A 10,707-nucleotide genomic window follows, 5' to 3' on the forward strand; every position below is an offset into this window, starting at 1 on the left:
TTCCATCGCTGATCTATGCCTGGTTCAATTATAATGATCCGGTAGCCATTAGCGGATGGGCGATTCCTGCCGCGACCGATATTGCATTTGCTTTGGGTATTTTAACATTGCTGGGCAAGCGGGTCCCTGTCGGTTTGAAGCTTTTTTTATTGGCGCTTGCAATTATTGACGATTTGGGTGCGATTGTTATTATTGCTCTTTTTTACACGACGGATCTTTCGACTCTCTCGCTGGTCATTGCCGCGGCAATGATTACTGTTTTGGTGGTGATGAATCGACGCGGAGTGGTCAATCATACAGCCTATATTTTGGTCGGTATCGTTTTATGGACAGCGGTGTTGAAATCGGGAGTTCATGCGACGCTGGCCGGTGTCATATTAGGGTTTTTGATCCCTCTTAAAAATAACAAAAACGCTTTTCACGTGCTAGAGCACTCCCTTCATGCTCCGGTCAATTTTGTTATTTTGCCGATTTTCGCTTTTGTCAATACGGGGATCTCGTTTGGGAATATAACGGTAAAAGATTTTGTCGATCATGTGACACTCGGAGTTGCTCTCGGGCTTTTTTTTGGAAAACAGGTCGGGGTATTTCTTTTTACGGTGCTGGCCGTTGCACTGGGATTCGGAAAGCTCCCGCACGGAGTCCGCTGGATACATCTTTATGGGGTGGCAGTGCTCAGCGGAATCGGATTTACGATGTCGCTGTTTATCGGTTCACTGGCATTTGAACATGCCAGAGGAATGGGGATAGCTTTGACCGATGAGCGTTTGGGCGTGCTGATGGGATCTTTCGCATCGGCATTGATAGGATTTATTATTTTAAAAACAAGTTTAAAACAAAGTGAAGCTGATGACTGATTCTCCCGAATATTTAGAAAAGAAACGTTTTTTTGATTCGCTCATTACCCTTTATGGGCGTAATGTTGCGGTTGAAGTGTTGCGTGATGAAGCGGTGCAGATTCATAAACTTCACCTCTCTAAAAGCAATCGCAATGATGATACGATTGAGGAAATCCTGGCATTAGCTGAAATGCGCGGGGTAGAGATCAAATACCACACGAAAGAATCCCTTTCGCGTATTTCTAAAAACAGCGCGCAGGATCAAGGTGTCGCAATTGATGTCGTCTCCCATAACTATCGAAGCGCTGCGATGATCGAAAGCGATTTGCCGGGTTCTTTTCGTTTGCTGGCCCTTGATGGGATCAACAATCCCCAGAACCTGGGGATGATTGTCCGCTCTGCTGCAGCGAGCAAGATTGACGGAATCGTTTTGCCCCGCCGCAACAGCACCAAGCTCTCCCCTTTGGTCATGAAAGCGAGTGCGGGAACATTGTTTAAAATCCCGATCTATTATTGTGAAGATTTGGGTGATATTTTAGGACTTAAAGATACGGCGATTATTACCCTTTCGTCCCATGCAACGCAGGATATTCACTCGTTGAAAATTCCTTCACGTGCCGTTTTTGTATTGGGGAATGAATCGGAGGGTGTGAGTGATGCGGTGATGCGTGCATCGACTCTTAGCGTCTCTATCCCGATGTATCGGGGTGTAGAGTCCCTCAATGTTGCCGTCACGGCAGGGATTGTCAGTTTCCTACCATAAGGGTATAGGGTCTGCGAATATCTTCAACTACTTCTCCGACACTCATATGTCGGCTTTTTCGCAAAAACTCGCGTCCTTGAAAAAAGATCAGTACCGTGGGAATAGTGAAAACGCTAAAATGAGAAGAAATCTCCGGTGTTTCGGAAATATCGATACTTTCTATAACGAAAATCGGAAATTCTTCGCTAAGGGCTTCAATGAGTTTGGGTTTGAGTACATGGCATACATTGCATGTCGGCGCACTGAAATAAAGCATAACCGCATCATTGGTTTGCAGTGTTTGATTAATCGTATCTAAGGTTTGCATAAAGGGATTATAATGAAGTTTTTCCGTGCCTATGTTGAAGTGACAAATATCTGTGGGCTATCTTGCAGTTTCTGTCCTCCAAAATCTCAAAAAACCGTAACCATGTCCCTCCCTTTTTTCGAATCGGTTGTCACGGAACTGAAAAATTACACAGATGAGATCGCTTTGCATGTCATGGGTGATCCGATGGTGTTGGGCAATCTGAGAGAATATCTGGAGATCGCCGATCGCGCAGGTCACAAAGTGATGATCACAACCAGCGGGTTTTATTTGGACGCTATGCGCAGAGAGACCCTTTTTCATCCCGCTGTTCGGCAAATTAACATTTCATTGAACAGTTTTAATAAAAATAGTGTCTCTCGGACTTTTGAAGCGTACATGAGCGATATCTTACTGCTTTGTGATGAGAAGCTTTCCCGGCAAGAAGACTTTTTTATCAATTTAAGGCTTTGGAATCTGGACGAGGCACAAAGTGAACAAGAGTTTAATAAAAAATTATTTGCTCTTTTGGAAACGCATTTTGCCCTTGAAAAAGGTTTCATCTCGTCTCAGGCCAGCGGTGAACGCCAATCGCTCCGTTTAGCGTCCAAAATTTTACTCCATTTTGACCGTTATTTTGAATGGCCCGGTCTTAATAATCCGGTCGCAGGGGACGGTTATTGCCATGGGCTGAGCAAGCAGATCGCGATTTTGGCAGACGGACGTGTCGTCCCCTGTTGTTTGGATGGAGAGGGTATTATCGAACTGGGTAACCTGCACGCCACAAATTTGGGTAAAATTCTGGTAACGAAACGCTCAGAGACAATAACCGCCGGCTTTGCAAAAGGGGTTTGTACCGAGGAGTTGTGCCAAAGGTGCTCTTATAAGGCGCGATTTGCGAAAGGGGGAATAAATGATTAAGTGTTATGTACGTAATGAAAATGCGATCGCGTTTATCGATACGATGTCAGAGCTTGACGGAGATGCAATCGATAAAGTGATCTGGATTGACATGCTTATGCCGACCTATGATGAAATCGCTTTCATCGAAAATACGTTTACCATTAAATTTCCTACCAAACAAGAGACTGAAGAGATTGAAATCAGTTCACGTTATTGGGAGGAGAGTGACAGAATAGAGATAAACAGTTATTTTTTAGTAAATACACGAGACAGCTCTCATAATGAGACCGTATCCTTTATCCTTTATCGAGATATTCTAATTTCAATCCGTTATACGACTTTATATACGTTTGATGAGTTTTACCGAAAGTTTTTTGCTGCTCCAAAACAGTTTGAGACCGGGTATGATATTTTTTGTCAGATCTTAGATATTCGGATTGATGCGGATGCCGATATTATTGAAAAGCTTGCTAAAGACATTACCCGTGTCCGAAAACATGTCTTGACCGATTATTCGAATGAGGATGAAGAGATACTCGGACGTATCTCTTCATTAGAAGATTTGAATATGCAGATTCGGGAAAATCTCAATGATAAACAGAGAATTTTGAGCGCATTTTTAAAATCGAGTAAATATAAGCATGCCTTGAAACATGATGTGACGGTTATGCTGAAAGATATCAAATCGTTGATCGACTATACTGACTTTAATTTTGAACGGCTTGATTATCTCCAAAATATATTTGTCGGTGTTTTGAGCATTGAGCAAAATAAGGTTATTAAAATGTTTACCATCGTTAATGTTGTTTTTCTTCCGCCAACCTTGATCGCCAGTATCTATGGGATGAATTTTGATCTTTTGCCCGAATTGCATTGGAAATACGGATATTTACTGTCGATATTTATGATGATCATTTCATCTATATTGCCGGTTTATATTTTTAAGCGCAAAGGGTGGATTTAATTCTCCCATCGATTATGGTATGATTCTCTACTTAATGAATAAAGGACAAAGAATTGGATAGGCGGATACGCTATTTTATTGAAGACTATTGGGATATTTTTATCGGTATCACAGCCATAACCCTTAGTTTTGTCTTTCAGGCTCAGCATGAATCGATGTCAGCCACTATTTTTTCGGCAATCGGTATTGCCGCTCTCTCTCTTACGGTTGCCGAGGTAGCCGATATTCTCTCCGAACGACTCCATGAACCTTACGGCAGTTTTGTCCTTACGTTTAGCGCAGTAGCGGTTGAGATAATCTTGTTGTATGTTATTTTATTGGAAGTCAAACATTCTCCCGATGTCTTAGAGACGGTCAAAGGGGGAATCATCTCTGCCGTCATCGTCGATTTGAACGTATTGCTCGGCTTGGCGGTTTTCTTGGGCGGTTTGGCATTTACCCAGCAGCAGCATAACAAAGAAACCTCCAGCGCCTATACGACCGTTTTATTCGTCGCCTCCAGCGCTCTTCTGGTTCCGGGACTTTTGAGTCACACCGAACACGGGAGTGATTCGTTAACCCATGTAAGCCATTTGATTGCAGGGGTACTGCTCCTTTTTTACATTATTATTTTTATTTTTCAAACCCGTACCCACACCCATTTTTTCAAAGCAACTGCCCGAAGCCGTTTTTTTCGCCTGAAACGTAAACTGCAGGAAGAAGAAGAGGGTGAAATCGATGAAAATGATTCGAGTGATTATATTTTTGAGCATCTGACTACTGCGGTTAACTTTATGGTTATCTTCGGTTTGATTGCCATAATCGCGTTCGGAGCAGAAATATTTGCGGGTGAGGGTGTTCGTATTGCAAAAGAATATGGTATCTCTGCAGGACTTGCCGGTCTGGTGATTGCTATTATCAGTGTCTCTCCTGAGATTTTTACCGCAGTACGCGCCGCACGAAATGACCAGATTCAGCGTGTTGTCAACATTGCAATGGGAGCTTCAACCGTATCCATCATTCTGACGGTTCCTATTTTAATGATGCTGGCCTATTTTTCAGGGATCAATCTGACCCTGGATTTTAATCCGCTTCAAATCGGAGCTTTGCTGTTGACGATCCTTTTAGTCTGGAAAACGACGGATGAGGGTGAGACGAACTATTTTGAGGGGGCATCACACATGATGTTCTTTCTCAGTTACGCCATTATCTCGGCCTATTACTAATTTTATAAGCTAAAGGAGCGGAATCCCTTTAGCTATATTTTTTTAGAAGAGAGTATACGCGCTTTAAGTTACACTTTTTTGCTTTCTTTACTACTGTAGATTCATTTAATCCTAGTTGCATTACAATAAACACTTTAATTTTGAGGAATTTATAATGATTCGTATAGTTATGATATTTTTTTTAGGAACGCTAGGATGTTTGGGTGCAAGCGATGCTGAGTTTCGGGGCGAAGCTAAAGCTAAAATTGAGATACTGCAAAAACAAAACGATGAGTTAAAAACTAAAGTCGATGCTTTAGATGATAAAACTAAAAGTATAGATGCGTATAAAGACCAAATTCAAGAGGTCAATATGCATGTAGATAGAAGTATCAATATACTTGCGATTGTTTTGGCTTTAAGTGGCGTGTTGGGTTATTTTAGTGTGAAGTCTCGTGCAAAAGATGAAGCTAGAGAAGCGGCCGAAGAATGGTTCAAAAAAAATAATGAAGATTTGAAAGAACAAATCGAAGATTTTCAAAATAAATTAGCAACTTTGCAAAATGATGCAAAGGTAAAAACAGAAGAACACAATAATTATCTTGAAAATTCTCAAATTGAGATAGAAAACATGAAAAGGCACATGCAGTTAGTAGATTTAAAATTACCAAGAGCCGAACTAGAAGAAAATGCAAATGAGGGCGGGGCAATTAGAAATCAAGCCGAGTATATAAGTAAAACAAAACCTCAAAGTGAATATACCTTTAATGACTGGGATACACTTGCGTTTGATGCTTATCAGCAACAGAAATATAATGATGCAATTCATTATTGGCGTAAAGCGATTGAGGTTGGTCAACCTACTGATATACAATATGCACAAAGATTGTTCAATATTTCTCTTGCGTATTATGGGAATAATGATAATTATAAAGCAATAGAGGTAAGTAATGAGTTTCTTGAACGATTTAAAGGAAAACAACCTACACTGATTGAAGAACAAATAGCAGTAGCTCTCTATAATAAAGGAGTTATCCTAAATCAAGTGGGTGAAAATCAAAAAGCAATTGAGATATATGATGAGCTTATTGAACTATATAAGGGAACCCAGTCTCTATTTATTAAAGAACATATTGGCAAAGCATTCAATAATAAAAGTATAATTTTTGAGCAAATGGGAGAAAAACAAAAAGCAATTGAGGTGAGTGATGAACTTATTGAACGATTTAAGGGAGAACAATTACTAGCGATCAAAGAGCAATTAGTGATTGCTCTCTACAATAAAGGAGTTTTCTTAAATCTGTTGGAAGAAAAACAAAAAGCAATTGAGATATATGATGAGCTTATTGAACGATTTAAGGAAGAACCGTCCCCAATGATCCAAGAACAAATAGCTAAAGCTCTTCATAATAAAGGAATATATCTTGGATGGATGGGAGAAAAACAAAAAGCAATCGAGGTGAGTGATGAACTTATTGAACGATTTAAGGGAGAGCAGTCATTAGTGATCAAAGAACAAATAGCTAGTGCTCTCTATAATAAAGGAACATATCTTGGAAGTATGAAGGAAAATGAAAAAGCGATTGAGACATATAATGAGCTTATTGAACGATTTAAAGGAGAGCAGTCACTAATGATCCAAGAGAAAATAGCCAAAGCTCTTATCAACCAATTTGAATTAAATCTTATTATCAATCAACCTTTTGATGAGAATAAAGTTGAGCAGTATCAACAGCTTATTGGAGGAGACAAAAAGCAATTAATAAAATTAAAATTGTTGCAAATCATTAAAGATTCATTACTTGTAGAACAGAGCGAAAAAATTCAAAAAATTAAAGAAGAATTTTTAGATACTGATTTCAGTAATTGGAACTGGAGTGAATTGGAAGATTGGGCAAATGGATTTTCAGATTTGGATGCTAAAGAAAGAGTGTTAAATACGATTGAAGCCTTCAAGCATTGGACAGTTATATCGGATAAGGTAGTTGTATGATTATTCTGTTTGCACCGAGTGAAGGAAAGCGTCAGGGAGGCTCTCTTTCCCCTGTGAATTCCGAGACACTTCTTTTCCCTGAACTGTATTCAAAACGTCTCGATGTCATGGAACAGTATCAAACGTTGATAGCTGAGGGGAGTAATGAATCGCTCGCGGAACTTTTCGGGATTAAAGAGTCCAAAGAGTTCGAACGCTACAAAACCCCGTTTGAGAAAGCCCCGACGATGAAAGCGGTAGAACGCTATGACGGGGTGGCCTACGACTATCTGAACTACACGACGCTCCCAGCAGAAGCTCAACACTATATCGAGGATAAGGTCATTATTTTTTCAAACTTGTTCGGTCCGATCCGTGCGGGTGATCCGATTCCCGATTATAAACTCAAACAGGGCTCGGCAATCGGTAGTTTCGCCCCCGAAAAGTTTTACAAAGAACATTTTAGTGCCGCATTGGACGAGAAAATCGGCGATCAGGAAGTTTTAGACATTCGTGCCGGATTTTATGACAAGTTTTTTGTCCCGAAAATCAAAACGACAACCTTGAAATTTCTCAAAGAGGGGAAAGTCGTCAGCCATTGGGCTAAAGCGTATCGGGGGAGTGTCCTGCGACAAGCGGCGCTGCACCGTGTAGAATCGTTACAGGAACTTTTAGCACTCGAAATTGAGGGATTAATCCTGAATGAAATAATAGAAACCAAGAAGACAAAAGAGATCATTTACACCATCGTTTAATTTCTTTCGAAAAGCTCTTGACATTTTTGATTGAAATGTCTATAATTTCAGCTCCATTTCGGAATATGCCGGCATAGCTCAGTTGGCTAGAGCAATTGATTTGTAATCAATAGGCCCGGGGTTCAAATCCTCGTGCCGGCACCATTAAGAAATCGGAAACGCATTACAATTATCAGTGTTAGACCAGATACGGCCGTGGTGAGATACTCAAGTGGCCAACGAGGGCAGACTGTAAATCTGCTGATTTTTATCTTCGAAGGTTCGAATCCTTCTCTCACCACCATCTGCGGGAATAGCTCAGTTGGCTAGAGCGTCAGCCTTCCAAGCTGAATGTCGCGAGTTCGAGTCTCGTTTCCCGCTCCACTGGGAGCTGAAGTACAATTCGCAATATTTACTTCATCATTACCTTAAAACCGTAAAATAGTTTTTAAGCTTCCAAATACATATTTATCATTGTTTTATGCTCACGTGGCTCAGGGGTAGAGCACTTCCTTGGTAAGGAAGAGGTCGGCGGTTCAAATCCGCTCGTGAGCTCCAGTAATAATTTTGTAATTTTTGAAAGCTTGAAAGCTATTTCAGCTGTTTTTTGGTATAATTCCAAATTCATTTACACATTCAGTCGGAGGACACTATGGCAAAAGAGAAATTTGAACGTACAAAACCACATTGTAACATCGGTACAATCGGTCACGTCGACCACGGTAAAACTACGTTGACCGCAGCAATTACAGCAGTACTTGCAGTAACAAACGGCGCAAAAATGATGGATTACGATGCTATCGATAATGCACCAGAAGAGCGCGAGCGCGGTATTACGATCGCTACTTCACACGTTGAGTACGAAACTAACAACCGTCACTATGCACACGTTGACTGTCCTGGACACGCCGACTATGTTAAAAACATGATTACCGGTGCTGCACAAATGGACGGAGCTATTCTTGTTGTTTCTGCAGCAGACGGCCCGATGCCACAAACACGTGAGCACATTCTTCTTTCAAAACAAGTCGGTGTTCCATACATCGTTGTTTTCATGAACAAAGAAGATATGGTTGATGATGAAGAACTTCTTGAGCTCGTAGAGATGGAAATTCGTGAACTTCTTGATACCTATGATTTCCCAGGTGACGATACTCCAATCGTAGCTGGTTCTGCTCTTAAAGCTCTTGAAGAAGCAAAAACTGGTACTCTTGGTGAGTGGTCAGCAAAAATCCAAAAGCTTATGGCTGAGGTAGACCGTTATATTCCACAACCAGTTCGTGAAACTGATAAAGATTTCTTGATGCCGGTAGAGGACGTTTTCTCTATCTCTGGTCGTGGTACCGTTGTTACTGGTCGTATCGAGCGTGGTACAATCAAAATCGGTGAAACAATCGAAATCGTTGGTATCCGTGATACACAAACAACTACCGTAACTGGTGTTGAAATGTTCCGTAAAGAAATGGAAATGGGTGAAGCAGGTGACAACTGTGGTCTTCTTCTCCGTGGTACAAAGAAAGAAGACGTTGAGCGTGGTCAAGTTCTTTGTAAACCAAAATCAATCACTCCTCACACAAAATTTGAGGCTGAGATTTACGTACTAAGCAAAGAAGAGGGTGGACGTCACACTCCATTCTTCAACGGTTACCGCCCACAATTCTATGTTCGTACAACGGACGTAACAGGTGCGATCACTTTGCAAGAAGGTACTGAAATGGTTATGCCAGGCGACAACGTTAAAATTGTTGCTGAATTGATCCATCCGATCGCGATGGAAGATGGTACACGTTTCGCGATCCGCGAAGGTGGACGTACTGTCGGTGCAGGTGTTGTTTCTAAAATCCTTGCATAATTTTAACCGGCCCTAGGGTCGGAACATAAGGTTAAAAATGCGTGAAATTATCCATTTAGGTTGTGAGAAGTGTACTCGTCGTAACTATCACACAACAAAAAACAAAAAGACTCACACTGAGAAATTCTCAGTAAAAAAGTTTTGTAAATTTTGCCGTGAGCACACGGTTCATAAAGAAGCAAAACTTTAAGTCGTTTCCCTGCGGGGATTCTAATTCAATGATAGGTCAGTAGTTCCAATGGTAGAGCGCCGGATTCCAAATCCGATTGTTGGGGGTTCGAATCCCTCCTGGCCTGCCACCCATTTTCTACTAATGATGCTTACGGGCTTTATTCGTTGGAAATGTCCTGAGGATACAAAATAATGAAAAACACATTAAGTCAAACAATACACAATGCGAAAATGGAACTTGCAAAAGTCATTTTTCCTACCAAACCGCAAGTTAAGCAAGCATTTATTGCAGTCATTGCGGTTGTAACGTTCGTCGTCTTGTTCTTAGCCTTGGTAGATTTCATTATGTCTTCAACCGTTTCAGCAATTTTGAGTTAAGGAAAAAATATGGCACACCGTTGGTACTCGATTCAAACCTACGCCGGTAGCGAGCGCAGTGTTAAAGCCGCTATTGAAAATATTATTGCTGAAAATCATCTTGAAGAAGTTATTACGGAAGTAATCGTCCCAACCGAAGACGTTATCGAAGTAAAAAACGGTAAAAAGAAAATTACTGAGCGTTCATTGTATTCAGGATATGTATTTGCAAATATGGATCTTTCCATCGATTTGCAGCACCGCATTCAATCATTACCGCGAGTAGCCGGATTTATTGGTGAATCCAATAAGCCGACACCGCTTAGTGATAATGACATTGCGGTCATCTTGGATCGTGTGACAAACCGTTCAGCTCCGAAACCGAAGGTTTACTTCGATAACGGAGAAATGGTTCGTATTGTCGACGGTCCGTTTGCAAACTTCACCGGTACGGTGGATGAATACGACCTTGAACACGGTACATTGAAACTCAATGTTTCTATCTTCGGACGCAGTACTCCGGTAGATATTTCGTACACGCAAGTCGAAAAAATTATTTAATCTCAAAAAAAGGAAGCACAAATGGCAAAGAAAATTACGGGCTACATCAAGTTGCAAGTACAAGCCGGCGCTGCTAATCCAGCCCCTCCGGTTGGACCAGCACTCGGTCAACGTGGTGTTA

General features: G+C 41.1%; 12 protein-coding genes, 5 tRNA genes and 1 pseudogene. 17 read left to right on the forward strand and 1 reads right to left on the reverse strand.

Translation table 11 applies throughout. The features are described 5' to 3' along the window. Together nhaA and WAO38_RS12880 are read left to right on the forward strand one after the other, a co-directional pair. Positions 1-857, forward strand: an 857-nt coding sequence (gene nhaA / locus WAO38_RS12875) for a Na+/H+ antiporter NhaA (protein WP_422237690.1), incomplete at its 5' end; no start/stop codon positions are given. Then, on the forward strand, positions 850-1,602 hold the full coding sequence (locus WAO38_RS12880; protein ID WP_422237692.1) for a TrmH family RNA methyltransferase: 753 nt from the start codon (positions 850-852) through the stop codon (positions 1,600-1,602). The genes nhaA and WAO38_RS12880, both read left to right, overlap by 8 nt. On the opposite strand, the gene WAO38_RS12885 is transcribed toward WAO38_RS12880, so the two are convergent. Further along, complete coding sequence (locus tag WAO38_RS12885; protein ID WP_422237694.1) at positions 1,586-1,909, reverse strand: thioredoxin family protein; 324 nt, start codon at positions 1,907-1,909, stop codon at positions 1,586-1,588. The genes WAO38_RS12880 and WAO38_RS12885 overlap by 17 nt on opposite strands. A gap of 12 nt (positions 1,910-1,921) precedes the next feature. Between WAO38_RS12885 and WAO38_RS12890 the strand changes: the two genes are divergently transcribed. The 15 genes and pseudogenes from WAO38_RS12890 to WAO38_RS12960 all read left to right on the forward strand — a co-directional run. After that, positions 1,922-2,809 carry a radical SAM/SPASM domain-containing protein gene (locus WAO38_RS12890; protein ID WP_422237696.1) on the forward strand — a complete coding sequence of 296 codons (888 nt, stop codon included), beginning with the start codon at positions 1,922-1,924 and terminating at the stop codon, positions 2,807-2,809. Then, positions 2,802-3,755, forward strand: coding sequence for a magnesium/cobalt transporter CorA (corA, locus tag WAO38_RS12895; protein ID WP_422237698.1), 954 nt, complete (start codon positions 2,802-2,804; stop codon positions 3,753-3,755). Before WAO38_RS12890 ends, corA begins: the two co-directional genes overlap by 8 nt. 53 nt (positions 3,756-3,808) lie before the next feature. Then, on the forward strand, positions 3,809-4,960 hold the full coding sequence (locus tag WAO38_RS12900) for a calcium:proton antiporter (protein WP_422237700.1): 1,152 nt from the start codon (positions 3,809-3,811) through the stop codon (positions 4,958-4,960). 154 nt (positions 4,961-5,114) lie between these two features. Continuing rightward, on the forward strand, positions 5,115-6,932 hold the full coding sequence (locus WAO38_RS12905; RefSeq protein WP_422237701.1) for a tetratricopeptide repeat protein: 1,818 nt from the start codon (positions 5,115-5,117) through the stop codon (positions 6,930-6,932). After that, positions 6,929-7,666, forward strand: a complete 738-nt coding sequence (locus WAO38_RS12910) for a YaaA family protein (RefSeq protein ID WP_422237703.1) — start codon at positions 6,929-6,931, stop codon at positions 7,664-7,666. Before WAO38_RS12905 ends, WAO38_RS12910 begins: the two co-directional genes overlap by 4 nt. A 67-nt stretch (positions 7,667-7,733) precedes the next feature. After that, positions 7,734-7,810 (forward strand) — tRNA-Thr (locus WAO38_RS12915). Positions 7,811-7,863: 53 nt separating this feature from the next. Further along, a tRNA-Tyr gene (locus WAO38_RS12920) sits at positions 7,864-7,949 on the forward strand. 3 nt (positions 7,950-7,952) lie between these two features. Beyond that, positions 7,953-8,029: transfer RNA gene (locus WAO38_RS12925), tRNA-Gly, on the forward strand. Positions 8,030-8,128: 99 nt separating this feature from the next. Then, positions 8,129-8,203: transfer RNA gene (locus WAO38_RS12930), tRNA-Thr, on the forward strand. Between the two features lie 94 nt (positions 8,204-8,297). Then, positions 8,298-9,497, forward strand: a complete 1,200-nt coding sequence (gene tuf / locus WAO38_RS12935; protein WP_422237705.1) for an elongation factor Tu — start codon at positions 8,298-8,300, stop codon at positions 9,495-9,497. Positions 9,498-9,534: 37 nt separating this feature from the next. After that, positions 9,535-9,687, forward strand: a complete 153-nt coding sequence (rpmG, locus tag WAO38_RS12940; protein WP_422237707.1) for a 50S ribosomal protein L33 — start codon at positions 9,535-9,537, stop codon at positions 9,685-9,687. Between the two features lie 33 nt (positions 9,688-9,720). After that, positions 9,721-9,796, forward strand: a tRNA-Trp gene (locus WAO38_RS12945). Positions 9,797-9,860: 64 nt separating this feature from the next. Then, positions 9,861-10,046 carry a preprotein translocase subunit SecE gene (secE, locus tag WAO38_RS12950; RefSeq protein WP_013461133.1) on the forward strand — a complete coding sequence of 62 codons (186 nt, stop codon included), beginning with the start codon at positions 9,861-9,863 and terminating at the stop codon, positions 10,044-10,046. A 9-nt stretch (positions 10,047-10,055) separates the two neighbouring features. Next, the gene (gene nusG / locus WAO38_RS12955; RefSeq protein ID WP_422237710.1) at positions 10,056-10,586 is read left to right on the forward strand and encodes a transcription termination/antitermination protein NusG; all 531 of its coding nucleotides are present in this window, start codon (positions 10,056-10,058) and stop codon (positions 10,584-10,586) included. A 21-nt stretch (positions 10,587-10,607) separates the two neighbouring features. Further along, positions 10,608-10,707: pseudogene (locus WAO38_RS12960) on the forward strand (50S ribosomal protein L11); the annotation flags it as partial.

The organism is Sulfuricurvum sp. (assembly GCF_049277495.1).
In the GTDB taxonomy this organism is placed as follows: domain Bacteria; phylum Campylobacterota; class Campylobacteria; order Campylobacterales; family Sulfurimonadaceae; genus Sulfuricurvum.

Coding starts and splice junctions, on each gene's coding strand:
- WAO38_RS12880 (WP_422237692.1), top strand. CDS start 850: ATGACTGATTCTCCCGAATATTTAGAAAAGAAACGTTTTTTTGATTCG.
- WAO38_RS12885 (WP_422237694.1), bottom strand. CDS start 1,909: ATGCAAACCTTAGATACGATTAATCAAACACTGCAAACCAATGATGCG.
- WAO38_RS12890 (WP_422237696.1), top strand. CDS start 1,922: ATGAAGTTTTTCCGTGCCTATGTTGAAGTGACAAATATCTGTGGGCTA.
- corA (WP_422237698.1), top strand. CDS start 2,802: ATGATTAAGTGTTATGTACGTAATGAAAATGCGATCGCGTTTATCGAT.
- WAO38_RS12905 (WP_422237701.1), top strand. CDS start 5,115: ATGATTCGTATAGTTATGATATTTTTTTTAGGAACGCTAGGATGTTTG.
- WAO38_RS12910 (WP_422237703.1), top strand. CDS start 6,929: ATGATTATTCTGTTTGCACCGAGTGAAGGAAAGCGTCAGGGAGGCTCT.
- tuf (WP_422237705.1), top strand. CDS start 8,298: ATGGCAAAAGAGAAATTTGAACGTACAAAACCACATTGTAACATCGGT.
- rpmG (WP_422237707.1), top strand. CDS start 9,535: ATGCGTGAAATTATCCATTTAGGTTGTGAGAAGTGTACTCGTCGTAAC.
- secE (WP_013461133.1), top strand. CDS start 9,861: ATGAAAAACACATTAAGTCAAACAATACACAATGCGAAAATGGAACTT.
- nusG (WP_422237710.1), top strand. CDS start 10,056: ATGGCACACCGTTGGTACTCGATTCAAACCTACGCCGGTAGCGAGCGC.